This is a genomic window from Curtobacterium sp. MR_MD2014 (assembly GCF_000772085.1).
GTDB lineage: Bacteria > Actinomycetota > Actinomycetes > Actinomycetales > Microbacteriaceae > Curtobacterium.
This window is the reverse complement of sequence record NZ_CP009755.1, coordinates 1,913,257-1,939,593: the sequence shown is the minus strand read 5'-3', so window position 1 is coordinate 1,939,593 and position 26,337 is coordinate 1,913,257. Positions and strand designations below refer to the sequence as shown.

The 26,337-nt window shown below is 71.5% G+C and carries 24 protein-coding genes; 21 read left to right on the top strand and 3 right to left on the bottom strand.

Annotated features, from left to right (window positions below):
• Positions 1-6 precede the first annotated feature (6 nt).
• From NI26_RS08925 to rbfA, 11 genes are all read left to right on the top strand, one after another.
• Entirely contained in the window at positions 7-978 is a 972-nt protein-coding gene (locus NI26_RS08925; protein WP_066654591.1) for an FKBP-type peptidyl-prolyl cis-trans isomerase, read from the top strand.
• Between the two features lie 3 nt (positions 979-981).
• The gene (gene dxr, locus NI26_RS08920; RefSeq protein ID WP_066654590.1) at positions 982-2,067 is read left to right on the top strand and encodes a 1-deoxy-D-xylulose-5-phosphate reductoisomerase; all 1,086 of its coding nucleotides are present in this window, start codon (positions 982-984) and stop codon (positions 2,065-2,067) included.
• Between the two features lie 145 nt (positions 2,068-2,212).
• On the top strand, positions 2,213-3,547 hold the full coding sequence (locus NI26_RS08915) for a M50 family metallopeptidase (RefSeq protein ID WP_235426336.1): 1,335 nt from the start codon (positions 2,213-2,215) through the stop codon (positions 3,545-3,547).
• A gap of 47 nt (positions 3,548-3,594) precedes the next feature.
• The gene (locus NI26_RS08910; protein WP_066654588.1) at positions 3,595-5,043 is read left to right on the top strand and encodes a purine-cytosine permease family protein; all 1,449 of its coding nucleotides are present in this window, start codon (positions 3,595-3,597) and stop codon (positions 5,041-5,043) included.
• A complete protein-coding gene (locus NI26_RS08905; protein WP_066654586.1) occupies positions 5,040-5,615 on the top strand; it encodes a cysteine hydrolase family protein in 576 nt (191 codons plus the stop codon). Before NI26_RS08910 ends, NI26_RS08905 begins: the two co-directional genes overlap by 4 nt.
• Before the next feature lie 50 nt (positions 5,616-5,665).
• Complete coding sequence (gene ispG, locus NI26_RS08900; protein WP_066658317.1) at positions 5,666-6,799, top strand: flavodoxin-dependent (E)-4-hydroxy-3-methylbut-2-enyl-diphosphate synthase; 1,134 nt, start codon at positions 5,666-5,668, stop codon at positions 6,797-6,799.
• A 38-nt stretch (positions 6,800-6,837) separates the two neighbouring features.
• Positions 6,838-8,592 carry a proline--tRNA ligase gene (locus tag NI26_RS08895; RefSeq protein WP_066654584.1) on the top strand — a complete coding sequence of 585 codons (1,755 nt, stop codon included), beginning with the start codon at positions 6,838-6,840 and terminating at the stop codon, positions 8,590-8,592.
• A 143-nt stretch (positions 8,593-8,735) separates the two neighbouring features.
• The gene (gene nusA, locus NI26_RS08890; RefSeq protein WP_066654582.1) at positions 8,736-9,731 is read left to right on the top strand and encodes a transcription termination factor NusA; all 996 of its coding nucleotides are present in this window, start codon (positions 8,736-8,738) and stop codon (positions 9,729-9,731) included.
• 99 nt (positions 9,732-9,830) lie between these two features.
• Positions 9,831-10,148 (top strand): YlxR family protein, encoded by a 318-nt coding sequence (locus NI26_RS16185; RefSeq protein WP_081984890.1) that lies wholly within the window; start codon positions 9,831-9,833, stop codon positions 10,146-10,148.
• Positions 10,149-10,223: 75 nt separating this feature from the next.
• On the top strand, positions 10,224-13,085 hold the full coding sequence (gene infB / locus NI26_RS08885) for a translation initiation factor IF-2 (protein ID WP_066654580.1): 2,862 nt from the start codon (positions 10,224-10,226) through the stop codon (positions 13,083-13,085).
• Between the two features lie 89 nt (positions 13,086-13,174).
• A complete protein-coding gene (rbfA, locus tag NI26_RS08880) occupies positions 13,175-13,627 on the top strand; it encodes a 30S ribosome-binding factor RbfA (RefSeq protein WP_066654578.1) in 453 nt (150 codons plus the stop codon).
• Between the two features lie 107 nt (positions 13,628-13,734).
• On the opposite strand, the gene NI26_RS08875 is transcribed toward rbfA, so the two are convergent.
• Positions 13,735-14,634, bottom strand: a complete 900-nt coding sequence (locus NI26_RS08875) for an A/G-specific adenine glycosylase (RefSeq protein WP_066654576.1) — start codon at positions 14,632-14,634, stop codon at positions 13,735-13,737.
• A gap of 52 nt (positions 14,635-14,686) precedes the next feature.
• Between NI26_RS08875 and NI26_RS08870 the strand changes: the two genes are divergently transcribed.
• The 5 genes from NI26_RS08870 to NI26_RS08850 all read left to right on the top strand — a co-directional run bounded on the left by NI26_RS08870 (position 14,687) and on the right by NI26_RS08850 (position 17,983).
• Positions 14,687-15,133 (top strand): hypothetical protein, encoded by a 447-nt coding sequence (locus NI26_RS08870; RefSeq protein WP_144411305.1) that lies wholly within the window; start codon positions 14,687-14,689, stop codon positions 15,131-15,133.
• Positions 15,134-15,181: 48 nt separating this feature from the next.
• Positions 15,182-16,144, top strand: coding sequence for a tRNA pseudouridine(55) synthase TruB (truB, locus tag NI26_RS08865; protein WP_066654572.1), 963 nt, complete (start codon positions 15,182-15,184; stop codon positions 16,142-16,144).
• Positions 16,141-16,506 carry a hypothetical protein gene (locus NI26_RS08860; RefSeq protein ID WP_066654569.1) on the top strand — a complete coding sequence of 122 codons (366 nt, stop codon included), beginning with the start codon at positions 16,141-16,143 and terminating at the stop codon, positions 16,504-16,506. The genes truB and NI26_RS08860 overlap by 4 nt, the downstream gene beginning before the upstream one ends.
• Positions 16,507-16,571: 65 nt before the next feature.
• Positions 16,572-17,012 carry a hypothetical protein gene (locus NI26_RS08855; protein WP_066654565.1) on the top strand — a complete coding sequence of 147 codons (441 nt, stop codon included), beginning with the start codon at positions 16,572-16,574 and terminating at the stop codon, positions 17,010-17,012.
• A gap of 8 nt (positions 17,013-17,020) precedes the next feature.
• Positions 17,021-17,983: a bifunctional riboflavin kinase/FAD synthetase gene (locus NI26_RS08850; RefSeq protein ID WP_066654563.1), complete on the top strand. Its 963-nt coding sequence runs from the start codon at positions 17,021-17,023 to the stop codon at positions 17,981-17,983.
• A gap of 247 nt (positions 17,984-18,230) precedes the next feature.
• Here the strand turns inward: NI26_RS08850 and NI26_RS08845 are convergent, their stop codons facing one another.
• Both NI26_RS08845 and NI26_RS08840 read right to left on the bottom strand, forming a co-directional pair.
• Positions 18,231-19,463 (bottom strand): DUF349 domain-containing protein, encoded by a 1,233-nt coding sequence (locus tag NI26_RS08845; protein WP_200884092.1) that lies wholly within the window; start codon positions 19,461-19,463, stop codon positions 18,231-18,233.
• 149 nt (positions 19,464-19,612) lie between these two features.
• Positions 19,613-20,425, bottom strand: a complete 813-nt coding sequence (locus NI26_RS08840; protein ID WP_066654561.1) for a peptidylprolyl isomerase — start codon at positions 20,423-20,425, stop codon at positions 19,613-19,615.
• Positions 20,426-20,554: 129 nt separating this feature from the next.
• Here NI26_RS08840 and NI26_RS08835 point away from each other — a divergent pair, with 129 nt between their 5' ends.
• The 5 genes from NI26_RS08835 to ruvX all read left to right on the top strand — a co-directional run bounded on the left by NI26_RS08835 (position 20,555) and on the right by ruvX (position 26,318).
• On the top strand, positions 20,555-21,967 hold the full coding sequence (locus NI26_RS08835) for a replication-associated recombination protein A (RefSeq protein ID WP_081984889.1): 1,413 nt from the start codon (positions 20,555-20,557) through the stop codon (positions 21,965-21,967).
• Positions 21,968-22,203: 236 nt separating this feature from the next.
• On the top strand, positions 22,204-22,833 hold the full coding sequence (gene rpsD, locus NI26_RS08830; protein WP_066654559.1) for a 30S ribosomal protein S4: 630 nt from the start codon (positions 22,204-22,206) through the stop codon (positions 22,831-22,833).
• Between the two features lie 136 nt (positions 22,834-22,969).
• The gene (locus NI26_RS08825) at positions 22,970-23,152 is read left to right on the top strand and encodes a hypothetical protein (protein ID WP_066654557.1); all 183 of its coding nucleotides are present in this window, start codon (positions 22,970-22,972) and stop codon (positions 23,150-23,152) included.
• Between the two features lie 56 nt (positions 23,153-23,208).
• Entirely contained in the window at positions 23,209-25,866 is a 2,658-nt protein-coding gene (alaS, locus tag NI26_RS08820) for an alanine--tRNA ligase (protein WP_066654551.1), read from the top strand.
• 8 nt (positions 25,867-25,874) lie between these two features.
• Positions 25,875-26,318 carry a Holliday junction resolvase RuvX gene (gene ruvX, locus NI26_RS08815; RefSeq protein WP_066658313.1) on the top strand — a complete coding sequence of 148 codons (444 nt, stop codon included), beginning with the start codon at positions 25,875-25,877 and terminating at the stop codon, positions 26,316-26,318.
• Positions 26,319-26,337 lie beyond the last annotated feature (19 nt).

Here is a 26,337-nt window from a genome sequence, read left to right as displayed (position 1 = left end):
GGCCTCGTGAAGCGTCTCCGCCTGCTCCCGATCGCCATCGTCCCAGCCGTCGTGCTCGGACTCGCCGCCTGCTCCGGGAACGGCTCGGGTGACGCCTCGGCCTCGCCCAGCGCGTCCGCCAGCGCCACGGCGACGCCCATCTCGTCGTGCCCGGAGTCGGGCTCGGCGTCGAAGCGCATCGCGGTCACCGGCGCGGTCGCCGGGTCGGAGGCGCCGAAGGTCACCTTCGACAAGGGCCTCAGCGCGGAGACCCCGCAGGCCACCACGGTGGTGCAGGGCTCGGGCAAGGCGCTCAAGAGCGGCGAGTTCGCCCAGGTGTCGTACGCCGTCTACAAGGCCTCGGACGCCTCGAAGCTCGGCGCGGTCGGGTTCGACCAGGGGAACCCGCAGGTGCTCTCCGTCGGCGGGACCGGCTTCGGCGCGCTGCTCGCCTGCACGAAGGTCGGGGACCGCGTCGCGGTGGTCGGTGAGTCGTCGGCGCTCGGCTTCAACACCGGCGGCGAGATCGTCGTCGTGGCGGACGTCGTCGCGCAGACCCCGACGAAGGCGACGGGCACGCCGCAGACGCAGGACCCGTCGCTGCCCACGGTCGAGGACAAGGCGAGCGGCGAGCCGGAGATCACGATCCCGTCCGGTGCGACGGCCCCGTCGAAGACCGAGGTCGAGGTCCTCAAGCAGGGCGACGGCGCGACGATCGAGAACGGTGACACCGCGCTCGTGCAGTACAAGGGCGTGACCCTGGCGGACGGCAAGGAGTTCGACTCCTCGTGGTCGAAGGGTGCTCCGACCACCTTCACCGTCTCCGAGGGCTCGCTCATCAAGGGCTTCGTCACCGGGCTCGTCGGGCAGAAGGTCGGGTCCCAGGTCCTCATCGTGACCACGCCCGAGGACGCCTACGGCTCGAACCCGCCCGAGGGCTCGGGCATCCCGAAGGACGCTTCCCTCGTCTTCGTCGTCGACGTCCTCGCCAAGGGCTGACCCGTGCCGACCAGGCGTCGCATCGTCGTCCTCGGCAGCACGGGCTCGATCGGCACCCAGGCCCTCGACGTCGTCGCCCGGAACCCCGACCGCTTCGAGGTCGTCGGCCTGACCGCCGGCACGAACCGTGCCCTCGTCGCCGAACAGGCCGAGCGGTTCCACGTCCGTGACACCGCCTTCGGCGCGGCCGACGCCGAACGCCTCGTCCGGAGCGTCGAGGCGGACGTCGTGCTCAACGGCATCACGGGTTCCGTCGGCCTGGGTCCGACGCTCGCCGCGCTGGAGTCCGGTGCGACGCTCGCCCTGGCGAACAAGGAGAGCCTGATCGTCGGCGGTGCGCTCGTGCAGGCCGCCGCCCGTCCCGGGCAGATCGTGCCCGTCGACAGCGAGCACTCCGCGATCGCGCAGGCGCTGCGCTCCGGTTCCGACGCGGAGGTCCGCCGCCTGGTGCTCACGGCCAGCGGCGGACCGTTCCGCGGACGCTCACGGGAGAGCCTGCGCGACGTCACCCCGGCCGAGGCCCTCGCGCATCCGACGTGGGACATGGGCCTGGTGGTGACGACGAACTCCGCCACGCTGGTGAACAAGGGGCTCGAGGTCATCGAGGCGCACCTGCTGTTCGGCGTGCCCTACGACCGCATCGACGTCACCGTGCACGCCCAGTCGATCGTGCACTCGATGGTCGAGTTCGTCGACGGGTCGACGATCGCCCAGGCCTCACCGCCGGACATGCGGCTGCCCATCGCGCTCGGCCTCGCCTGGCCGGACCGGGTGCCCGGCGTCGGGGTCCCGCTGGACTGGACGACCGCGAGCACCTGGACGTTCGAACCGCTCGACGCCGAGGCGTTCGGCGCCGTCGACCTGGCCAAGCACGTGGGCGTGCTGGGTGGGACCTTCCCGGCGGTCTTCAACGCGGCGAACGAGCAGGCGGTCGCCGCGTTCCACGCGGGTGCGATCGGCTTCCTCGACATCGTCGACACCGTCCGTCGCGTCGTCGACGAGCACACCGCGGGGGAGTCCTCCCTCGACGGCGTCCTGGCGGCGGAGCGCTGGGCGCGCGTGACGGCGGACCGCCTGCTGGCCCGCTGACGCACCCGGGCGTCGCGAGCCCGCCGCGCGGTCGCGCGACGGGTGCGCCCACGGTGATCCGTGCCTCCAGGCCGGCCGGGAGGCACGGCAGACCTCTCAGGGCGCGTTCGGCTCCGTCATGGGAAGGGTCCCGTACCCTCTGACGGTGACCGTCGAATCCGTGCTCCTCTTCGTCCTCGGCGTGGTCGTCTTCATCGTCGGCCTGCTGGTCTCGATCGGACTCCACGAACTCGGACACCTGTCGTTCGCGAAGCTCTTCGGGGTGAAGGTCACGCAGTACTCCCTCGGCTTCGGCAAGGCGATCTGGTCCTTCCGACGGGGGGAGACCGAGTACGGCATCCGACCGATCCTGCTCGGCGGGTACATCTCCATGGTCGGCATGCTCAAGCCGCGTGCATCGGGCCGGCCGAACGCGATCACGAACACCGGCATGTACGGCGCGTTCGTGCAGGACGCCCGCCAGGCCAGCGCGGAGCAGATCGCCGACTCCGGCGGCGACGACTCCCGCGCGTTCTACCGGCTGACGCCGTGGAAGCGGATCATCGTCATGGTCGCGGGGCCCGCCATGAACCTGGTGATCGGCATCGTGCTGTTCGGCGTGCTGCTGTGCGGGTTCGGCGCGCCGACCACCACCTTCACGTCGAGCGTCGACTGCGTGCTGCCGACGAGCAGCGCGACGACCTGCACCGCCGGGGATGCCGAATCGCCCGCGAAGCAGGCGGGCATCCGCGACGGCGACGTCGTGCTCGCGGTGGACGGGCAGCAGGACCCGACGATCGCCGAGGTGTCCCGGGTGTTCCAGCGGTCGGCAGGGGAGAGCGTCAGCGTCGTCGTGGAGCGTGACGGCCAGCGGCGGACGCTCGAGGTCACGCCGCAGCTCGCGACCCGCGACGTCGTCACCGAGCAGGGCACGGTCGCGAAGAACGCGGACGGCTCGACGAAGACCCAGCGCGTGGGCGTGGTCGGTGTCAGCATCGGGCAGTCGCTGGTCCGGCAGTCGCCGGCGGCGGTGCTGCCCGCGACCGGGGCGCAGATCGCCGCGTCGGCGCACCTCATCATCGACCTGCCGCAGCGTCTGGTCGCCGTCTGGAACGCGGCCTTCGGCGCGCAGGAGCGGACGCAGGACAGCCCGGTGTCGGTCGTCGGCGTCGGTCGGGCGATCGGCGAGGTCTCGTCGATGAGCGGCGTGCCGGTGGTCGACAAGGCGTACACGATCCTCGGGCTGCTCGCCTCGCTCAACATCGGCCTGTTCGTGCTGAACATGGTGCCGCTCCTGCCGCTCGACGGCGGGCACATCGCCGGTGCGCTGTGGGAGGCCGTGAAGCGCCGTGCGTACCTGCTCGTCGGCAAGCCGGACCCGGGCGCGATCGACCTGGCGAAGTCGATGCCGCTGACGATGGTCGTCGTGGTGCTGCTGGCCGGGATGAGCGCGCTGCTCATCTACGCCGACATCGTGCGTCCCGTGAACCTGTTCGGGTAGCGCGGCCGCTCGCGCACGCGGGTCGCGCTGCCCACTACGCTCGGCGCATGAGCACCGCGCCAGAGGTCCGCGCCGTCGAGCGCCAGGGCATCGACGTCATCGCCGAGTCCGACCGGAAGGGGCGCCCGCGCGGGCTGTTCTGGCCGTGGTTCGCCGCCAACGTGTCGGTGCTCGGGCTGAGCTACGGTTCGTTCGTCCTCGGCTTCGGCATCTCCCTGGCGCAGGCCACGATCGTGTCCGTCGTCGGGGTGGCCTTCTCGTTCCTGCTGTGCGGCATCGTGGCGATCGCGGGCAAGCGGGGGTCGGCTCCGACGATGGTGCTGAGCCGCGCGGCCTTCGGCGTGCGGGGGAACCGGCTGCCGTCGTTCCTCAGCTGGGTCCTGACGGTCGGGTGGGAGACCGCACTGGCGTCGCTCGCGGTGCTCGCCACCTCGACGGTGTTCCGCGAGCTCGGCTGGGACGACGGTGTGGTGACGAAGCTCGTCGCCCTCGTCGTCGTCGCGGCCCTGGTGGTCGGGGCCGGGATCGCGGGCTTCGACGTGATCATGCGCCTGCAGACCGTCATCACCGTCGTGACCGCCGTGCTCACCGTCGTGTACGTGGTCCTCGCGGTGCCCTCGATCGACCTCGGCACCCTCGGCGCCCTGCCGGCGGGCAGCGCGCAGAACGTCATCGGCGCGCTGGTGCTCGTGATGACGGGCTTCGGCCTCGGCTGGGTCAACGCGGCGGCGGACTACTCGCGGTACCTCCCGCGGACGTCCTCGACGGGCGGCGTGGTCTGGTGGACGACGTTCGGCGGCGCCCTGGCGCCCGCGGTCCTCGTCGTCGTCGGCGTCCTGCTCGCCGGCTCGTCGGAGGACCTGAACGCCGCGATCGGCGCGGACCCGATCGGCGCGCTGACGACGATCCTGCCGGTCTGGTTCCTCGTGCCGTTCGCCCTCGTGGCGATCCTCGGACTCGTCGGCGGTGCCGTGCTCGACATCTACTCGTCGGGCCTGGCGCTGCTCAGCGCCGGCGTGCGGATCCCGCGGCCGGTCGCGGCGGGCGTCGACGGCGTGTTCATGGTCGCCGGCGCCGTGTACGTCGTCTTCTTCGCGAAGGACTTCATCTCGCCGTTCCAGGCGTTCCTCGTCACGCTCGGCGTCCCGATCGCCGCGTGGGCCGGGGTGTTCGTCGCCGACGTGGTGTTGCGGCGTCGGGCCTACGCCGACGGCGAGCTCGACGACGTGCGCGGTCGCTACGGGGACGTGCGCTGGGCCGCGATCGGGCTCGTCCTGCTCGGGACGGTGCTCGGCTGGGGACTCGTCACGAACACGTACGGTGTGCCCGCGTGGCTCAACTGGCAGGGGTACCTGCTGGGACCGTTCGGCCTCGGCGGCCGCGAGGGCGCCTGGGCGTACGCGAACCTCGGGGTCCTCGTCGCCCTGGTCATCGGCTTCGCCGGCACGCTGCTCACGGCGCGCGGGACGATCCGCCGCCAGGAGCACGACGCATGAGCGTCACGGTCCCGACCGACGCCTGGCTCGTCGCGATCGACCTGCAGGAGGTCTTCGCCGGCGACAGCCCGTGGGCGACACCGCGGTACGACGACGCCGCTGCCGGGACGCGACGGCTGCTCCCGCGGTTCGCCGGGCGCACCGTGTTCACCCGGTTCGTCGCGCCCGAGCGCCCGCAGGGCGCGTGGGTGCCCTACTACCGCGAGTGGTCGTTCGCGCTCGTGCCCGACACCGACCCCCTGTACGACCTGACCGCCCCCTTCTCGGCTGCGGCGACGGCCCACGGCGACCCCGTCGTCACCGAGCCGACGTTCGGCAAGTGGGGAGCGGGCCTCCGGGCCGTCGTCGGCGAGCACCCGCACCTCGTGCTCACCGGGGTGTCCACCGACTGCTGCGTCGTGTCCACCGCGCTGGCTGCGGCGGACGCGGGAGCGACCGTCACGGTCGTCGCCGACGCGTGCGCCGGCGCGAGCGACGAGGACCACGAGCGTGCCCTCGCGCTCATGCGGCTGTACGGGCCGCTCATCACGGTCGTGGACCGCGGGGCGGACCTGGTCACCGACCAGGTGTGACGTCACCGGGAGCGCGTAGAGTCACACCCGTGCCAGCAGTGAACCTCGGTCTGCCGAAAGTCCCCGAAACCCTGAGCCCGCGTCGGAAGTCGCGGCAGATCCGGGTGGGGAAGGTCCTCGTGGGCGGTGACGCCCCGGTCTCCGTGCAGTCGATGACGACGACGCCGACGACGAACATCAACGCGACGCTGCAGCAGATCGCCGAGCTCACGGCGTCCGGCTGCGACATCGTCCGCGTCGCCGTCCCGAGCCAGGACGACGCCGACGCACTGCCGATCATCGCCAAGAAGTCGCAGATCCCGGTCATCGCCGACATCCACTTCCAGCCGAAGTACGTCTTCCAGGCCATCGACGCCGGGTGCGCCGCCGTCCGCGTGAACCCGGGCAACATCCGGAAGTTCGACGACCAGGTCGGTGCGATCGCCCGGGCCGCGAAGGACGCCGGGGTGTCGCTGCGCATCGGTGTCAACGCCGGGTCGCTCGAACCGAGCCTGCTGCAGAAGTACGGCAAGGCCACGCCCGAGGCGCTCGTCGAGTCCGCCGTGTGGGAGGCATCGCTCTTCGAGGAGCACGACTTCCACGACTTCAAGATCTCGGTCAAGCACAACGACCCGATCGTCATGGTGAAGGCGTACCGTCAGCTCGCCGCCGCGGGGGACTGGCCGCTGCACCTCGGTGTCACCGAGGCCGGGCCGGAGTTCCAGGGCACGATCAAGAGCGCCACCGCGTTCGGCATCCTGCTCGCCGAGGGCATCGGCGACACCATCCGCGTCTCGCTGTCCGCGCCCCCTGCACAGGAGGTCAAGGTCGGCCTGCAGATCCTGCAGTCGCTCAACCTGCGTGAGCGCAAGCTCGAGATCGTCTCCTGCCCGAGCTGCGGCCGTGCACAGGTCGACGTCTACCAGCTGGCCAACGACGTGACGAAGGGCCTCGAGGGCATGACCGTGCCCCTGCGCGTCGCCGTGATGGGCTGCGTCGTGAACGGCCCGGGCGAGGCGCGCGAGGCGGACCTCGGCGTGGCCTCCGGCAACGGCAAGGGACAGATCTTCGTGAAGGGGCAGGTCGTCAGGACCGTCCCGGAGCGGGAGATCGTGCAGACGCTGATCGCGGAGGCGAACCGCATCGCCGACGAGATGGGTCCGGACGCCGCCACCGGGACCCCGCAGGTCGTCACGACGACCTGAGCCGCCGTCGTCGGACGCGCGCCGCTAGGCTTGCGTCCGTGGTCACACGGCTCTCCCATCTCTTCCTCCGCACGCTCCGCGACGACCCCTCCGACGCCGAGGTGACGAGCCACAAGCTGCTCGTCCGCGCCGGGTACGTCCGTCGTCAGTCCCCGGGCATCTTCGCGTGGCTCCCGCTCGGCCTGCGGGTGCGGCGCAAGATCGAGGACATCATCCGCGAGGAGATGGTGGCCGCCGGTGCGCAGGAGGTCCTGCTGCCGGCGCTGCTGCCCCGCGAGCCCTACGAGGCGACGGACCGCTGGACCGAGTACGGCGACGGCATGTTCCGCCTGCAGGACCGCAAGGGCTCCGACTACCTGCTCGCACCGACGCACGAGGAGATGTTCGCGCTCCTCGTGAAGGACCTGTACGGCTCGTACAAGGACCTGCCCGTCACGCTGTTCCAGATCCAGGACAAGTACCGCGACGAGGCCCGCCCGCGCGCCGGTCTGCTGCGCGGCCGCGAGTTCACGATGAAGGACGCGTACTCGTTCGACCTCACCGACGAGGGGCTCGACCGCAGCTACCAGGTGATGCGCGACGCCTACGAGAGGATCTTCGCCCGCCTGGGCCTCGAGTACGTCATCGTCGCGGCCGATGCCGGCGCGATGGGCGGCTCGAAGTCCGAGGAGTTCCTGCACCCGATCGGCGTCGGCGAGGACACCTTCGTCCGCAGCGCCGGCGGCTACGCGGCGAACGTCGAGGCGTACAACACGCCCGTCCCCGACGCCCTGCCGATCGCGGGGCAGCCCGAGCCCGTGCTCCTGCCCGCTGCCGACACGCCGACGATCGACACGCTCGTCGCCCACGCGAACGAGGTCGCCCCGCGTGACGGCGCACCGTGGACCGCTGCTGACACGCTGAAGAACGTCGTGCTGGCGCTGACCCACCTCGACGGCACCCGCGAGGTCGTCGTGGTCGGACTGCCCGGTGACCGCGAGGTCGACCTGAAGCGCGCCGAGGTCGCCTTCGCACCGGCCGAGGTCGAGGCCGCCGGCGACGACGACTTCCGGAAGCACCCGGGCGTCTTCGTGAAGGGCTACATCGGCCCGCAGGTGCTCGGCTCCGCGAGCCCGTCGGGCATCCGCTACCTCGTCGACCCGCGCGTGGTCGAGGGGACGAGCTGGATCACCGGCGCGAACGAGCGCGGCGTCCACGTCTCCGGCCTCGTGATGGGTCGCGACTTCTCCGCGGACGGCGTCGCCGAGGTGTCCGACGTCCGTGCGGGCGACCCCGCTCCGGACGGCTCCGGCCCGCTCGAGACCGCCCGCGGCATGGAGATCGGTCACGTCTTCCAGCTCGGCCGCAAGTACGCCGAGGCGCTCGACCTCAAGGTGCAGGACGAGAACGGCAAGCTCGCGACGGTCACCATGGGGTCGTACGGCATCGGCGTGACGCGCATCATGGCGATCCTGGCCGAGGCGCACAACGACGAGAAGGGCCTGGCCTGGCCGAAGGAGGTCGCGCCGTTCGACGTCCACGTCGTGGCGACGGGCAAGGACCAGGTCGCGTACGACCTCGCTGTGTCGCTCATCGACAGCCTCGAGGGCGAGCGGTACGACGTCGTGTACGACGACCGTCCGAAGGTGTCCCCGGGCGTGAAGCTCCGCGACGCCGAGCTGCTCGGCGTCCCCGTCGTCGTCGTCGCCGGGCGGAACGCCGCCGACGGTGTGGTCGAGCTCTGGGACCGCCGCTCGGGCGAGCGTCGGGACGTCCCGGTGGCCGAGCTGCTCGAGGCGGTCCGCGCGATCTGATCGCAACCCCTCCACGGACCGGAGGCGCGGTGTCGACCGGCACCGCGCCTCCGGTCCGTCTCGTGGTTCTGGGGTACGCTTGTAGCCGACTTCTGCGCAGTTCCACCCGCAGGAGCGACTCAGCTGAACACGGAGGCACCTCGGTGAAGATCGACCTCGCAGTCCTGCGACTCATGGAGCGCGAGCGGGAGATCCCGTTCGACGAACTCGTCCGCATCATCGAATCCGCCATCCTGACGGCGTACCAGAAGCACCGCGCGGAGAACGACGAGCCCGTCGACGCCCAGACCCGTGTCGAGCTCGACCGCAAGTCCGGCGAGGTCTCCGTCTACGTGCCGGAGCGCGACGAGGACGGCACCGTCGTCGGCGAGGCCGTCGACCAGCCGAGCGACTTCGGCCGCATCGCCGCCTTCGCCGCGAAGCAGGTCATCAACCAGCGTCTGCGCGACATCGGCGACGACAAGATCCTCGGCCAGTTCCGTGGCAAGGAGGGCGACATCGTCGCGGGCGTGATCCAGCAGGGTCCGAACCCGAAGATGGTGCACGTCGACCTCGGCACGGTCGAGGCGATCCTGCCGCCCGAGGAGCAGGTGCCGGGCGAGGAGTACAAGCACGGCAACCGCATCCGCGTCTACGTCACGAGCGTCGGCCGCGGTGCCAAGGGCCCGCAGATCACGGTCTCGCGCACCCACCCGGGCCTGGTCCGGAAGCTCTTCGCGCTCGAGGTCCCCGAGATCGCGTCGGGCGTGGTCGAGATCACGTCGATCGCGCGTGAGTCCGGGCACCGCACCAAGCTCGCGGTGAAGGCGAACGAGCCGGGCGTCAACGCGAAGGGCGCCTGCATCGGCGAGCTCGGTGCGCGCGTCCGCGCCGTGACGACCGAGCTCGGTGCGGAGAAGATCGACATCGTCGACTACTCGTCCGACCTGGCCTCGTTCGTCGCGAGCGCACTGTCGCCCGCGAAGGTCACGAGCGCGTTCGTGCTCGACGCGTCGACGAAGGCGGTCCGTGCCCTGGTGCCGGACTACCAGCTGTCGCTCGCGATCGGGAAGGAAGGGCAGAACGCCCGTCTCGCCGCGAAGCTGACCGGTGCGCGCATCGACATCCAGCCGGACTCCATACTGGACGGCGACGAGTAGGACACGACCGTGTCGGGCGACGCTCGTCGCCCGGCACCGTTTCGCTGGTGGCGTGGCCCGTCCGGGCGCGCCGGATCGCGGTGGTCGGAGGCAAGGAGTATGGTGGTTCCCGTCAGAATATGCATCGGCAGTCGTCGTCGTGCTCCCCGGTCCTCCCTCCTCCGTGTCGTCGCCCTGAGCGACGGTCGCGTCGTGGCGGACCCAAAGGCAGTCATGCCGGGGCGGGGAGCCTGGCTCACCCCGACCGTCGAAGCACACGATCAGGCCGTCAAGCGCAGGGCATACCGCCGCGCGCTCCGGCTCGACCGTGAACCGGACACGTCAGCGGTACGTGACTACCTCGAGGCGCTCAGCGCCGAAGAGCAGGCGCGTCACCGGGACACGACAGAACAGGCTGAACGGCTTATGGACAACTGATGAGCGGCTCGAAGTGAGACCCGTCATCCAGTGAGTCCTGCCCCCTTCGCGGGGTGGGACCCGTGAAGGAGAACAGTGGCAAAACCACGCGTACACGAGATCGCATCCGAACTCGGTGTCGACAGCAAGACCGCAATGGAGAAGCTCAAGGAACTCGGCGAGTTCGTCAAGGGCCCGAGCTCCAGTGTGGAACCCCCCGTCGCGCGCAAGCTCCGTGCTGCGCTGCAGGCGGACGGCGCCTCGACGGCGTCGAAGCCCGCGGCCTCGGCGAGCCCGAGCGCTCCCGCGAAGGCCGCTGCCCCGCGGTCCGGCGCCCCGAAGCCCGGCGGTCCCCGTCCGGGTCCGGCGCGTCCGGCTCCCGCGCCGAAGGCCGAGCCCGAGGTCGAGGCGCCCGTCGCCGAGACCCCGACGCCCGCCGCGCCGAAGTCGGTCGCGCAGCGCCAGGCCGAGGCCGAGGCTGCACAGAAGGCCGCGGCTGCCGAGAAGGCCGCCGCTGCCGAGCAGGCAGCGTCGGGTGAGCAGTCCGGCGACGACGCGAGCGCTCCGAAGAGCGACGCCGTCAAGCCGGGCGGCGCGCCGAAGCCCGGCTCCGCAGCCGGCCCCAAGCCCGGCGGCCCGAAGCCCGGCGCACGCCCGGGCAACAACCCCTACGCGTCCAGCCAGGGCATGGGCTCGCGCCCGCCGCGCCCCGGCAACAACCCGTACTCGTCCAACCAGGGCATGGGTCAGCGTCCCGCCGGCGGTGCCGGTGGCGGCAACGGCATCCCGCGTCCGGCCCCGCCGCGTCCCGGCGTGCCCCGTCCGGGCGCACCGCGTCCGGGTGGCCCCGGTCAGGCGAACCGTGCCCCCGGCTTCGGGCAGCGCCCGGGCCAGGGCGGCGGTCGTGGCGGCCCCGGTGGTCGTCCGGGTGGTGCCGGTGGTGCCGGTGGCGGCTTCCCGCGCCCGGCGTTCAGCGGTCCGCGTCCCGCCGGCGGCGGTGGCCGCGGTCGTGGCCCCGGTGGTGGTACCGCCGGTGCGTTCGGTCGCGGTGGCGGCAAGAGCCGTGCCCGCAAGTCGAAGCGGACGAAGCGCGCCGAGTACGAGATGCGGCAGGCGCCGTCGCTCGGCGGTGTGCAGGTCCCTCGTGGCGACGGCAACACGGTCGTGCGACTCCGTCGCGGTGCGAGCATCTCGGACTTCGCGGACAAGATCGACGCCATGCCCGGCAACCTGGTGACCGTGCTGTTCCACCTCGGTGAGATGGCCACGGCGACCGAGTCGCTGGACGAGGCCACGTTCGAGGTCCTCGGCGAGGAGCTCGGCTACAAGATCCAGATCGTGTCGCCGGAGGACGAGGACCGCGAGCTCCTCGAGGGCTTCGACATCGACATCGACGCCGAGTACGCCGACGAGGACGACTCCGTCCTGCAGCAGCGTCCCCCGGTCGTCACCGTCATGGGTCACGTCGACCACGGCAAGACCCGACTCCTCGACGCCATCCGCAACTCGAAGGTGGTCGAGGGCGAGGCCGGCGGCATCACGCAGCACATCGGTGCGTACCAGATCGTCACCGAGCACGAGGGCATCGAGCGTCCGATCACGTTCATCGACACCCCGGGTCACGAGGCCTTCACCGCCATGCGTGCCCGTGGTGCGCAGGTGACGGACATCGCGATCCTCGTGGTCGCGGCGGACGACGGCATCATGCCCCAGACGATCGAGGCGCTGAACCACGCGCAGTCGGCCAACGTGCCGATCGTGGTCGCGGTGAACAAGATCGACAAGGAGGGCGCGAACCCGGCGAAGGTCCGGCAGCAGCTCACCGAGTACAACCTGGTGGCCGAGGAGTACGGCGGCGACGTCATGTTCGTCGACGTGTCGGCGCGCAACAACGTCGGCATCCAGGACCTGCTCGACGCGGTGCTGCTCACGGCGGACGCCGGTCTCGACCTGCGTGCGAACCCCGACAAGGACGCCCGCGGTGTCGCGATCGAGGCCCGCCTCGACAAGGGTCGCGGTTCCGTCGCGACGGTGCTCATCCAGTCCGGCACGCTGCACGTCGGCGACGCCATCGTGGCGGGCACGGCCTACGGTCGCGTCCGTGCCATGACGGACGAGAACGGTGTGGCGGTCAAGGCCGCGACGCCGAGCCGTCCGGTCCAGGTGCAGGGTCTGTCGTCGGTGCCGCGCGCCGGTGACACCTTCCTGGTCACGGAGGAGGACCGCACGGCCCGCCAGATCGCCGAGAAGCGTGAAGCGGCCGAGCGCAACGCCCAGCTGGCCAAGGCCCGCAAGCGCATCTCGCTCGAGGACTTCACCCGTGCTCTCGAGGAGGGCAAGGTCGACTCGCTCAACCTCATCATCAAGGGTGACGTCTCCGGTGCCGTCGAGGCACTCGAGCAGTCGCTCCTGGACATCGAGGTCGACGACAGCGTCCAGCTCCGCATCCTGCACCGCGGTGTGGGTGCGATCACGGAGTCGGACATCGACCTGGCCACGATCGACAACGCGATCGTCGTCGGCTTCAACGTCCGCCCGGACGTCAAGGCCCGCGAGCGTGCGGCGCGCGAAGGCATCGACGTGCGCTTCTACTCGGTCATCTACAACGCACTCGAGGACATCGAGCAGTCCCTCAAGGGCATGCTCAAGCCCGAGTACGAAGAGGTCCAGTCGGGTGTCGCCGAGATCCGCGAGGTGTTCCGCTCCTCGAAGTTCGGCAACATCGCCGGTGTCATCGTCCGCTCCGGCACGATCACGCGCAACGCCAAGGCGCGCGTCATCCGTGACGGTGTGGTGCTCGCCGACGGCCTGGCCATCGAGTCGCTGCGTCGCTTCAAGGACGACGTCACCGAGGTCCGCACGGACTTCGAGGCCGGTATCGGTCTGGGCAAGTACAACGACATCCAGATCGGCGACGAGATCGAGACCACCGAGCTCGTCGAGAAGCCGCGCGACTGACGCCTGGCTATCCTGGACCCCGCTCCTCCCTCGGGAGGGGCGGGGTCCGTCCCGTTCCACCAGTAGATTCCCTGCCCCAGGAGGCACCCATGGCCGATCCGCAGCGCGCTCGCAAGATGGCGGACCGCATCAAGGAAGTCGTCGCACGGCGGCTCGACAAGGGGCTGCGCGACCCGCGCCTCGGCTTCGTCACGATCACCGACGTCCGCGTGACGGGCGACCTGCAGCACGCGTCGGTGTTCTACACGGTCTACGGCACCGACGAGGAGCGTGCCGACTCGGCCGCCGCGCTCAAGGCCGCGACCGGGATGCTCCGCAGCGAGGTCGGCAAGAACATCACGGCGCGGCTCACCCCGTCGCTGGAGTTCATCGCGGACGCGCTGCCGGAGACGTCGGCCCACATGGAGGACCTGCTCGTCCAGGCGCAGCAGCGGGACGCGCAGGTACGCGCCGCGTCGGCCGGCGCACAGTACGCCGGCGATGCTGACCCGTACAAGCACGACGACGAGGACGAGGACGAGGAGCGCGACGAGCGCGCCTGACCTGCCGCAGCACCACGACGGCCGCCGGACACCCCGTCCGGCGGCCGTCGTCGTGCGACGGGCGGCCACGGGGCGGACGGGGCCGTGAGGCGGCGGGCGGGCGGCCGTCAGGCGTCGGGCAGGCGGTACCCGGTCGCGTCGTCGCCGACCACGAGTCCGTCGCGCAGCAGGGACGCGATCGCCCGGGCTCGCTGCTCGGCGTCCGGCCACACCAGGTCGACCTCGTCGCGCGTGACGGGCACGTCGCTCGCGCGCAGCTCGGCCATCACCAGACCACGCACCTGGCGGTCGCTGCCGGCGAAGCGCGCCTGCTTCGCGGCCCGGGGCCCGTCGTGCTCCGGGTACCCGGCAGCCCGCCAGGCACACCGGTCGGCGATCGGGCACGCGTCGCACGCGGGGGAACGGGCGGTGCAGACGAGCGCGCCGAGCTCCATCACCGCGGCGTTCGTGGCCGCTGCGGTGTCGCGGTCCTCGGGGAGCACCGAGTCCATGAGCGGCAGGTCCCGCTTCGCGTTCGCCGGTCCGGGCTCGCCCTCACCGAGGACCGCACGGGCGAGCACACGGCGGACGTTCACGTCGACCACGGGGTGCCGGTCGCCGTACGCGAAGACCGCCACGGCGCGGGCGGTGTAGTCACCGATGCCGGGCAGGGCGAGGAGCGCGTCGACGTGGCGCGGGACCACGTTGTCGTGCTGCTCGGCGATCAGGGTCGCCGCCGCGTGCAGTGCGAGCGCCCGTCTCGGGTAGCCGAGCCGGTCCCACGCGCGGACCGCGTCGCCGGGGGGTGACGCCGCGAGGTCCGCAGGCGTCGGCCACCGGGTGAGCCACGCCTCCAGACGGGGGACGACCCGCGCGACCTGCGTCTGCTGCAGCATGATCTCGCTGACCAGCGTGCCCCAGGCGGGGAACCCCGGCCGCCGCCACGGCAGGTCGCGGGCCTCGGCGCGGAACCAGGCCACCAGCGGGGACGCGATGTCGGGACGGCTCCGGTCCGTCGGGTTCTCCACAGCCGGTCGGGAGGCTCCGCTCGCGTTCACCACGACAGCCTACGGTGGGTGCATGGCACGCTGGGCACCGCAGGAGACCGACACGATGGCCGCGATCGCGAGCGAGGTGATCGCGCAGGTCGGGACGAACCGGACCGTCGTCGGCATCGACGGGCAGGACGGCACCGACCTCGAACGGGTCGCCGCGGCGCTCGTCGGGGCCTTCCAGCAGCAGGGGGTGTCCGCGATGGCTGCCGCTGCGCCGTCCGCCGACCTCGACGTCCTCCGCGCCGACGTCGTGACGCCGTTCCGCACGACCGGGGCGGGGGAGGGCGTGCTCGTCGTGCACGGGCAGGGACTGCTCGCACCGGGTCCGCGGGGGCTCTGGCGCTGGTCGCTGTGGGTGGAGCAGGAGGACGGCCGCCTCGAGCGTCGCGCGGACGTCAAGATCGCCGCCTCGGCCGTGCTCGACGTGACGGACCCGGACCACCCCCGTCGCGAGTGGAACGACGCCTGCTGACCACACCGGGCAGGTCGGGCTGACGCACGTCGCTGGTACCCTCGTCCGGTGCTCGCTACCCCGCCTGACGGCATCCTCCTCGTCGACAAGCCGCAGGGCATCTCCAGTCACCGGGTGGTGTCGATCGCACGTCGGCGCCTCGGCCTGAAGAAGATCGGCCACGCGGGCACCCTCGACCCGATGGCGACCGGTCTGCTGCTGCTCGGCGCCGGACCGTCCACCCGGCTCCTCACGCACCTGGTCGGACTCGGGAAGACCTACACGGCGACGATCCGACTGGGCGTCGGGACGGACTCGGACGACGCGGACGGCACGCCGACGTCAGCCGTCGGGGTCGCGGACGCCGACGTGTCCGACGACGCCATCGAGCGTGCGGTCGCAGCGCAGCGCGGGGTGATCGACCAGGTGCCCTCGACGGTCAGTGCGATCAAGGTCGACGGGCGACGGGCCTACGACCTCGCCCGGAAGGGCGAGGAGGTCGTGCTGCGCTCCCGCACCGTCACGGTGTCCCGCTTCGAGGTCACCGGCCGCGACGACCACACCGTCACCGTCGACGGTGCAGCGGTCCCCGTCGTGGACCTCGACGTCGTGGTCGACTGCTCCTCGGGCACCTACGTCCGGGCGCTCGCGCGTGACGTCGGGGCGGCCCTCGGCACCGGCGCCCACCTCACGGCGCTCCGCCGCACCGCCGTCGGCCCCTTCGCCGTCGCGGACGCGGTGGACCTCGAGGACGAATCAGTCGACGTCGCGGCGGCCCTGGCACGCCCGGCGGACGTCGCGCGTCGACTGTTCGACGTCGTCACGCTCGACGCGGTCGCGGCGAAGGACCTCACGGACGGCAAGCGGGTCGCGGTCGAGCACCCCGACCACGACGGACCGGTCGCTGCGGTCGCGCAGGACGACGACCGGCTGGTCGGCCTCGTCTCGGTGCGGCGCGGTCGGTTGCGGGTCATCACCAACTTCCCGGCCCCGGCGACCGTCGGGACGACGACGGACGGAGCGCGCGCGTGATCGAGTGGTTCATGTGGGTGCAGCTGGCGGTGGCCGTGGTCGCCGGGCTGTTCGCCGTGGTCGTCGGGTTCCTCGGCTGGAAGCCCAACGACTACACCGTCGGGTCCCTCGCCCTCATCGAGCTGCTGCTCCTGGCGCAGGGCGTGGTCTCGCTCGTCCTCCCCGCCGTCGGCAGTCCGCCGCAGGGCAACGCGCTCGAGTTCGGGGTGTACGCCGTGTCGGTGCTGCTCGTGCCGCCGGCAGCGATCCTGTGGGCCCTGATCGACCGGACGAAGTGGAGCACGGTCGTGCTCGGCGCCGGGGCGTTCACCGTCGCGGTGATGATCTACCGCATGTACCAGATCTGGTTCGCGCTGAACTGAGCCCGTCGTCGTCGCCGGTGCCCGCTCGTCCGCGCGCGTCACCCGTCGTCGGTAGACTCGTCGCCGTGGCGAACAGATCCTCCCTCGCGACCGGCATCGGCCGCGTCCTCATCGCCGTGTACGGCATCCTCGCCCTCGCGGCGACCGGGCGCAGCGTCGTCCAGATCATCGAGAAGTTCTCCTTCGCGCCGTTCGCCTACACGCTGAGCGCCGTCGCCGCCGTCGTCTACATCGTGGCGATGATCGCGCTCATCGCCCCCGGCCGTGCCTGGTACCGCGTCGCCTGCGTGACCATCGGGTTCGAGATGGCCGGCGTGCTGGTCGTCGGCACCCTGTCGCTCCTCGACCGTCAGCTCTTCCCGGACGACACCGTGTGGTCGTACTACGGCCTCGGCTACCTCTTCGCACCGCTCGTGCTCCCGATCGCGGGGCTCTGGTGGCTCCGCAAGCACCACCGCACCGCCGTCGCCGGACCCGCTGCCGCGTCGGCGACGGTCGGCGAGTAGGGATCGGCGTGCAGTACTACGACGACGTCGCCGACGTGGCGCAGGGCTTCGGACCGAGTGCGGTCACCATCGGCAAGTTCGACGGCGTCCACGTCGGACACCGGGCGGTGATCGCGCACCTCGAGCGCGCCGCCCGTGAGCGCGGGCTGGTGTCCACCGTGGTCACCTTCGACCGCCACCCGCTCAGCGTCATCGACCCCGACCGGGTACCGCCGGCGCTGACGAGCACCCCGCAGCGCCGCGAGCTCCTCGAGGGCATCGGGGTCGACGCCATGCTCCTGCTGCGCTTCGACCAGGACCTGCAGTCGCAGGCACCCGAGGCGTTCGTCTCCGAGATCCTCGTCGGCACCCTGCACGCCGAGCTCGTGTTCGTCGGCAGCGACTTCCGGTTCGGCGCCCGCGGTGCCGGCGACGTCGCGCTCCTGCGTCGACTGGGGGAGCAGCACGGCTTCCGCGTCGAGCTCATCGACGACGTCGACCTGCGCGACGACGTGCGCCCCGCCGACGAGCGACGCGTCTCGTCCACCTGGATCCGCGAGCTGCTCGGTGACGGACGTGTGGCCGAGGCTGCCCGTCTGCTCGGGCGGGAGCACGCGGTCCGGAGCACGGTGGTGCACGGGAACCAGCGTGGTCGGGCCATGGGGTACCCGACGGCGAACCTCGATCCTGCGTGCGAGGGCTTCGTCCCGGCGGACGGCGTCTACGCGGCCCGCGTGCTGCACGAGGGCACGGTGTACCCGGCGGCGGTGTCCGTCGGCAACAACCCGACGTTCCAGGGTGTCCCGGCGAAGCAGATCGAGGCGCACCTGCTCGACGTCGACATCGACCTGTACGGGGACACCATCTCGGTGCTCTTCGTGTCGTTCGTCCGCGGCATGGTCGCGTTCTCGTCGATGGACGAGCTCGCGGCCCAGATGCGGCAGGACGACCTCGACATCCGGCTGTTGCTCGGACTGCCCGCGCCGGTCTGACGCCGGGCCGGGCCCGCCCTGCGTGAGTCTCGGCCAGCCCCGCGCGGGTCTCGGCCGGCCAGGGGCGAGTCTCGGCCAACCGAGGGCGAGTCTCGGCCTGAGCGACACGTCTCGCGCGTCCGAGCACGAGCACCGTCGCTCAGCCCGAGACTCGGCTCGCAGCTCGCAGCTCGCAGCTCGCAGCTCGCAGCGACGCAGGACGCCCCGCGACCGATCAACGGTCACGGGGCGTCCTGCGCGGTGCTGATCAGCTCCCGAGGGCGTCGAGCCAGATCTTGCGGGCGTCGAGGGCCTCCTGCGCCGCCGTGATCTTGCGGGCGTCCCCGGAGGCCTGTGCGGCCTCGAGCTCGGCCTGGAGCTTGCCGATGGCGTCCTCGAGCTGACTGGCGAGGCCGGACTGTCGCGCCTTGCGCTCCGGGTCCGAGGCCTTCCAGTGCTCGTCCTCGAGGCTCCGGACGTGGTCCTCGACCGCGCGCAGGCGGTCCTCGATCCGGCGGACGTCGCCGCGGGGGACCTTGCCGATCTCGTCCCACCGGCGCTGGATGTCCGTCAGGGTCCGGCGTGCGGCGACGCGGTCGGTCTGCTGCAGCAGCGGCTCGGCCTCGGTCAGCAGGGCCTGCTTCGCGACGAGGTTCGCGCTGAACTCCTCGTTCTCGACGGCGGCCTCGGCGTGGCGCTGCTCGAACAGCACGTCGCCGGCTGCCTTGAACCGTGCCCAGAGTGCGTCGTCGTGGCGCTTGCCGGCGCGCCCGGCCCGCTTCCAGTCGTCGAGCAGCTCGCGGTAGGCCGGGATGCCGTCCGTCCCGCGGGTCGCGAGCGCCTCGGCCTGCTGCACGAGCTCCTGCTTGCGGTTCCGCGCGTCGCGGTGCTGCGCGTCGAGCTCCGAGTAGAAGGCACGGCGGTGCTGGTCGACCGTCGAGCGGGCGGCACGGAAGCGCTTCCAGAGGTCGTTCGCGTCGTTCTTCGGCAGGCGCGGACCGTCGTGCTGGTGCTGCTGCCAGCGGGCGAACACGTCGTCGAGCTGCGCGGTGATCTGCTTCCACTGCGCGCGGGCCGGGTCGACGGCGGCGAGCGACTCGGCCTCCTCGACCAGGGACGCGCGGTACGCGAGCGCGTCCGTGAGCGCCTGCTGCGCCTGTGCCTGCTGCTCCTTGGTGAGCGACCCCACCTGCTCCGACAGGCTCGCGACACGGTTCTCGAGCGACTTCAGGTCGCCGACGACCCTGGCCTCGGCGACCTGCGTGCGCAGGTGCTCGACGGTCCGGGCGACGTCGTTCGCCGAGGCGCCACGCTGGACGCGCTGCTCGGCGATCTTCACCTGCCCCTCGAGGTCGGCGTACTTGCGCGCGAAGTACGCGAGGGCCTCGTCCGGGGTGGCGTCCGGGTACTCGCCGACAGCCTTCTCGCTGTCGTCGTACCGGACGTACACCGTCCCGTTCTCGTCGACCCGGCCCCAGGTCGTTGCTTCGTCAGGTCCCACAGGTCTCGCCTCGATCGTGGTCGTGCATCACCGACGTCCCCGTCGGCACGGTCAGGTCGTCAGCCTATTGCACCGGAGGGGCGCGGGGGCCAGTGGGACGTGCGGGCTGTGGACGACCGCGGACCCGGGTCCGCGGCGACCCGGTCCGGTCAGCCGTCCTTCCGGATGGTCGCGCCGGTGATCGTCGTGGCGACCTCCGGCTCGCCGGTGCCGTCGGACCCCGCCGACGCGATGCCCTTCGAGGTGATCTCGCGCTCCAGGTCGCCGAGCCCGCTCGTGACCTTGCCGACCACGGTGTAGCCGCCCGTCGACGCGTCGAGCGTCGTGTCGCCGTAGACGATGAAGAACTGCGTGGACTGCGAGTACGGCGACGCGCCGCGCGCGATCGCCAGCGTGCCCTCGGCGTAGCGGCCGTCGCTCGGGACGTTCTCGAGCGGGCCGTACTGGAACCCGGCGTCACCCGTGCCGTCGCCGTTCGCCGAGCCGCACTGCAGGAACCGGAAGTCGGTGCTGTCGGCCAAGCGGTGGCAGGTGGTGCCCTCGTAGAACTGCTTCCGGATGAGGTCGATCTCCACGCTCGCCGCCTGCGGAGCGGCCGCGCCGTCGAGCTCGATGCCGAGCTCGACGTCCTTGTTCAGCGTCAGCGTGCCGGTCCAGGTCGCCCCGTCAGCGATGCCCTTGCTCGGCACCTTCCCGGTGTTGCCGGCCGTCGCACTCGCCGACGGGGTCGGGGTGGACGTGGCACTCGCGCTCGCGTCCGGTGCATCGCCGGCCCGCGATCCCGCGAAGGCGAGCTGCGACCCGGTGGCGAGCGCCGCCACGAGCACGAGCACACCCGCGCCGACGACGTTGTCCCGCACCCTCCGGCGTCGCTGCCGGTCGTGCAGGCCCTGTCGGGCCTGGTACAGACGGAGCCGCTCACGCGCCTCGCGGTTGTCGCGCGCCTGGTTCTTCGGTGCCACGGTGCTGATCGGACCTCTCGTCGACTGTGCCGACGAGCGTAGCGGACCGCGGGGGACGCCCGGCCTGGAGGCACGCAGCACGTCGGCGGTCCGGCCTACCATCGGAGCATGGCAGCGGATCGATCGGGCATGCGCGCGCCCACGACGGGTGGTCGCGCCGGGTTGGCTCAGGGGTCCGTCCCGCTGGCGGTGCGGATGCGTCCGACGAGCCTGGACGAGGTCGCGGGGCAGCAGCACCTGCTCGGGCGGGGCAGTCCGCTGGTGCAGCTCGCCACCGGGACGCGTGAGAACCCCGGCGGGGTGTCGGTGATCCTCTGGGGTCCGCCCGGCACCGGCAAGACGACCCTGGCACAGGCGATCGCGCGGCAGTCCGGTCGCGAGTTCGTGGAGCTCTCGGCCGTGACGGCCGGCGTGAAGGACGTGCGCGAGGTCATGGAGAAGGCCCTCACGCACCGCGACCTGTACGGCTCGACCACCGTGCTGTTCCTCGACGAGATCCACCGCTTCAGCAAGGCCCAGCAGGACGCGCTGCTGCCCGGTGTCGAGAACGGGTGGGTCATCCTCATCGCCGCGACGACCGAGAACCCCTCGTTCTCCGTGATCTCCCCGCTGCTCTCCCGTTCCCTGTTGCTCACCCTCAAGCCGCTCACGGACGAGGACCTCGGCATGCTCGTGGACCGGGCGGTCGAGGACCCGAGGGGCCTGGGCGGCTCGGTCGTCCTCGGGGACGACGCTCGTTCGGCGATCGTCCGGCTGTCCTCCGGCGACGCGCGTCGGGCCCTCACCGCGCTCGAGGCCGCCGCGTCCTCCGCGATCGCGGCGCGCACCGGCGATGCGGACGACGACGAGGACGAACCGCGCGACGACGTCGCCCTCGACGTCGCCCTCGACGACGTCGAGACGGTGCCGCTGGTCGACGCCGACACGGTGGCCGCCGCGGTGGACCGTGCCCTGCTGCGGTACGACCGACAGGGCGACGAGCACTACGACGTCATCAGCGCCTTCATCAAGTCGGTCCGGGGGAGCGACGTCGACGCCGCGCTGCACTACCTCGCACGGATGATCGAGGCCGGCGAGGACCCGCGGTTCATCGCACGGCGCATCATCATCTCGGCGTCCGAGGACATCGGCATGGCGGACCCGCAGGCCCTGCCGATCGCCGTCGCGGCTGCGCAGGCGGTGCAGCTCATCGGGATGCCCGAGGGGCGCATCCCGCTGGCCGAGGCCGTGGTCTACCTGGCGACGGCCCCGAAGTCGAACGCGTCCTACAACGGCGTGAACGCGGCGGTGGCGGACGTCAAGGCCGGGCGGATGGGCGTCGTCCCGGCGCACCTGCGCGACGCGCACTACCCCGGTGCGAAGCGGCTCGGGCACGGCAAGGGCTACGTCTACTCGCACGACGCCGAGCACGGGGTCGCCCGGCAGCAGTACCTGCCCGACGCCCTCGAGGGCACGGAGTACTACACGCCGACCGGCAACGGGTACGAGCGTGAGGTCGGGCCCCGGCTCGAGCGACTCCGCAAGATCACCCGCGGCGAGTGACACCCGGTGCTTCTCCGGGCCTCTCGATGCTGCTATCGTTGACGGGCCTACGTCCTGGTCCTCGCGTGCGGCTGCGCCGAGGACAGAGTCCCGCTCCGGCGGGACGGGGACAGAGGTTCGGACTGTAGCCGTCCGATCCCACAGGCTCATCCCTCTGGATCCCGTCGCCGGGACCGCGCGCACGACTGCGTGCCGTGTCCGGCGAGTCATTCAGTTCAGACAGAGAAAAGGACCCTGTGTCTACCAAGTCACGCACCCGCAGCAAGACCCGCCTCTCGCGCGCGCTCGGCATCCCGCTGACGCCGAAGGCGGCCCGCTACCTCGAGAAGCGCCCCTACGGCCCCGGTGAGCACGGCCGTACCCGCCGTCGTGCGGACAGCGACTACGCCGTCCGCCTCCGTGAGAAGCAGCGTCTGCGCGCCCAGTACGGCATCCGCGAGAAGCAGCTCCGCATTGTCTTCGAAGAGGCCCGCAAGACGAAGGGCCTGACCGGTGAGAACCTGGTCGAGCTCCTCGAGCAGCGCCTCGACGCCCTCGTGCTGCGTGCCGGCTTCGCCCGCACCACCGCGCAGGCGCGCCAGCTGATCGTGCACCGTCACATCCTGGTCGACGGCAAGCTCGTCGACCGTCCCTCCTTCCGCGTGAAGGAGGGCCAGATGATCCACGTCAAGCAGCGCTCCGAGTCCCTCGAGCCCCTCCAGGTCGCCGCTGCCGGTGGTCACCTCGAGGTCCTGCCGAAGGTCCCGGGCTACCTCGAGGTCGAGATCGAGAAGCTCCAGGCCCGCCTGGTCCGTCGCCCGAAGCGCGCCGAGGTCCCCGTGACCTGTGAAGTGCAGCTCGTCGTCGAGTACTACGCAGCTCGCTGATCCACGGATCACGCCCGAACGGCGGGTCGTCCTCTCAGGAGGACGGCCCGCCGTTCGGCGTCCCGGCCGTCCCACGCCACTACACTCGTTCGGGCACGCACCGCTCGCGTGCGCGAGAGGGAGAGGGAGAGGCACCGTGAAGCAGCTGTTCTTCGTCGCCGTCGGCGTCGTCATCGGCTTCGCCGCCGCGCACCGGATCGCGAACACACCCGGCGGCGCCCGCCTCTTCGCGGACGTGAACGCCAGGACGAAGGCGTTCACCGACGCCGTCGCCGACGGGTACCGCTCCCGCGAGGCCGAACTCCGCACCGACGCCTGAGCGTCACCGCGCCCCAGCTCCCACGCACCCTCCGCCGACCTGAATCAGGAAGCACCATGCAGACCGCAGAGATCCGCCGCCGTTGGCTCCAGTTCTTCGGCGACCGCGGACACACCGTCGTCCCGTCCGCGTCGCTCGTCTCGGACGACCCGTCGCTGCTCTTCACGGTCGCCGGCATGGTCCCGTTCATCCCGTACCTGACCGGGCTGGTCCCCGCACCGTACCCGCGCGCGACGAGCGTGCAGAAGTGCATCCGGACCAACGACATCGAGGAGGTCGGCAAGACCCCTCGGCACGGCACGTTCTTCCAGATGAACGGCAACTTCTCCTTCGGGGACTACTTCAAGGAGCAGGCGATCCAGTACGCCTGGCAGTTCCTGACGACGCCGGAGTCGGACGGCGGCCTCGGGTTCTCGGCCGACGACCTGTGGGTCACGGTCTACGAGGACGACGACGAGGCGATCGCCTTCTGGAAGCAGCACTCGTCGCTGCCGGACGACCGGATCCAGCGCCTCGGCAAGGACACCAACTACTGGTCGACCGGGCAGCCCGGACCCGCCGGCCCGTGCTCCGAGATCTTCTTCGACCGCGGCCCGGAGTACGGCGTCGACGGCGGCCCGGCGACCGACGACGACCGCTACGTCGAGATCTGGAACCTGGTGTTCATGCAGTACCAGATCGCCGACGTCCGGTCGAAGTACGACTTCACGATCACCGGCGAACTGCCGAACAAGAACATCGACACGGGCATGGGGCTCGAGCGCGTCGCCTTCATCAAGCAGGGCGTCGACAACATGTACGAGATCGACCAGGTGCGTCCGGTGCTGGACCGCGCCGCAGCGATCTCGGGCCGTCAGTACGGCGCCGTGCACGAGGACGACGTCCGGATGCGGGTCATCGCCGACCACGTCCGATCGTCGCTCATGCTCATCGCGGACGGCGTCACCCCGTCGAACGAGGGCCGCGGGTACATCCTCCGCCGTCTGCTCCGCCGCACGGTGCGCGCCATGCGCCTGCTCGGCGTCGAGGGTGCGACCTTCCCGCAGCTCTTCCCGGCGTCGCGCGACGCCATGCGCGAGGCCTACCCGGAGGTCGCCGGTGACTACGACCGGATCGCCCGGATCGCCTACGCGGAGGAGGAGACGTTCCTCCGCACGCTGGCGCAGGGCACCACGATCCTCGACGTCGCGGTCGAGCGCGCGAAGCAGGACGGTGCCCCCTCGATCGGCGGCGACACCGCGTTCCTCCTCCACGACACGTTCGGCTTCCCGATCGACCTGACGATGGAGATGGCGGACGAGGCCGGCGTCCGGGTCGACCGCGGGGCGTTCGAGACCCTGATGTCGGAGCAGCGTGCCCGCGCCAAGGCCGACGCGAAGAGCAAGAAGACCGCCCTCGCCGACCTCAGTGTCTACAGCGCCTTCCGCGCGAAGGGCGAGACGGTCTTCCTGGGCTACGACGCGCTCGAGGCCGAGTCCGCCGTGCTCGGCATCATCGTGGGCGGCGTCAGCGTCGACCGCGCTGTCGCCGGAGACATCGCCGAGGTGATCCTCGGTGAGACGTCCCTGTACGCCGAGTCCGGCGGTCAGGACGCCGACCAGGGGTCGATCGTCGGCAACGGCTTCGACCTCGAGGTGCTCGACGTGCAGCGCCCGGTCGCCGGGCTCTGGAGCCACACCGTGCAGGTCCGCTCCGGCGAGGTCGGCGTCGGTGACGCCGCCACGACGGTCGTCGACGGCGAGTACCGCCGCGGCGCGACCCAGGCGCACTCGGCGACGCACCTGGTCAACGCGGCGCTGCGCGACGTGCTCGGACCGGAGGCCCTGCAGGCCGGCTCGTACAACAAGGCGGGCTACATGCGCCTCGACTTCTCCTGGTCGCAGCCGGTCTCCGGTGCCACCCGCTCGGAGATCGAGGAGGTCGTGAACGCGGCGATCCGCTCGGACCTCGCGGTGCAGACGCGCGTGCTGCCGCTCGACGAGGCCAAGGCGCTCGGTGCGCAGGCGCTGTTCGGCGAGAAGTACGGCGCCGAGGTCCGCATGGTCGACATCGGTGGTCCGTGGTCGCGCGAGCTCTGCGGTGGCACCCACGTCGCCTCCAGCGCGCAGGTCGGCCTCGTCAACCTGGTCGGCGAGTCGAGCGTCGGCTCGACCAACCGTCGCGTCGAGGCCCTCGTCGGACTCGAGGGCTTCCGCGACCTGGCCGTCGAGCGGACGATCGTGTCGCAGCTCTCGAGTGCGCTGAAGGCTCCCCGTGAGGACCTGCCGACCCGCGTGCAGGGCCTGATGGAGGACCTGCGCACCGCCCAGAAGCGGATCGCCGAGTTCGAGTCCGCCAACCTGCAGCAGCGGGTGCCGTCGATCGCACGCCGGGCCGAGACGGTCGGCGCGGTCACCGTGGTCGCCGAGACGGTCGACGGCCTGCAGTCCGGGGACGACCTGCGTGCCCTCGCGACGGGCGTGCGCGGTCAGCTCGGGGACGGTGCCGCGGTCGTGGTGCTCGGTGCCGTGATCAGCGGCAAGCCCGTGGTGATCGTCGCGACGAACGACGCGGCGCGGTCGGCCGGCATGCAGGCGGGTCCCCTCGCCAAGGAGGCAGCCGGTGTCCTCGGCGGCGGTGGCGGCGGCAAGCCCGACCTCGCCCAGGGCGGTGGCACCGATGCGGCGGCGCTGCCCGCGGCGCTGCGCGCCGTGACCGCACGACTGGCGGGCTGATCGTGTCGGTGCGTCCGGGCCGCCGGCTCGGCGTCGACGTCGGCAAGGCCCGCATCGGCGTCGCGGTCTGCGACCGCGACGGCCTGCTGGCCACCCCGGTCGAGACGGTGCCCCGGGCCCAGGCGACCGACGTGCGCCGGATCGTCGAACTGGCCGACGAGTACGACGTGCTCGAGATCGTCGTGGGGCTGCCGCTCTCGATGTCGGGTGACGACACCCCGTCGACCGCCGATGCCAGGGGCTTCGCGGAGCGGCTGGCCGAGCACCGGACCGTACGGCTGGTCGACGAACGGCTCTCGACGGTGACGGCGCAGCGCGGTCTGCACCAGGCCGGGAAGAACACCAAGAAGTCCCGCGCCGTGATCGACCAAGCGGCCGCTGTTATCATCCTGCAACACGCGCTCGACCACGAGCGTGCGTCCAGCGCCGCTCCCGGCGCAACGCTCCCCTGACCGACCGGCCCCGGGACGG

Coding starts and splice junctions, on each gene's coding strand:
- alaS (WP_066654551.1), top strand. CDS start 23,209: ATGCAGACCGCAGAGATCCGCCGCCGTTGGCTCCAGTTCTTCGGCGAC.
- NI26_RS08870 (WP_144411305.1), top strand. CDS start 14,687: ATGGCACGCTGGGCACCGCAGGAGACCGACACGATGGCCGCGATCGCG.
- NI26_RS08905 (WP_066654586.1), top strand. CDS start 5,040: ATGAGCGTCACGGTCCCGACCGACGCCTGGCTCGTCGCGATCGACCTG.
- rbfA (WP_066654578.1), top strand. CDS start 13,175: ATGGCCGATCCGCAGCGCGCTCGCAAGATGGCGGACCGCATCAAGGAA.
- NI26_RS08910 (WP_066654588.1), top strand. CDS start 3,595: ATGAGCACCGCGCCAGAGGTCCGCGCCGTCGAGCGCCAGGGCATCGAC.
- NI26_RS08835 (WP_081984889.1), top strand. CDS start 20,555: ATGCGCGCGCCCACGACGGGTGGTCGCGCCGGGTTGGCTCAGGGGTCC.
- NI26_RS16185 (WP_081984890.1), top strand. CDS start 9,831: ATGGTGGTTCCCGTCAGAATATGCATCGGCAGTCGTCGTCGTGCTCCC.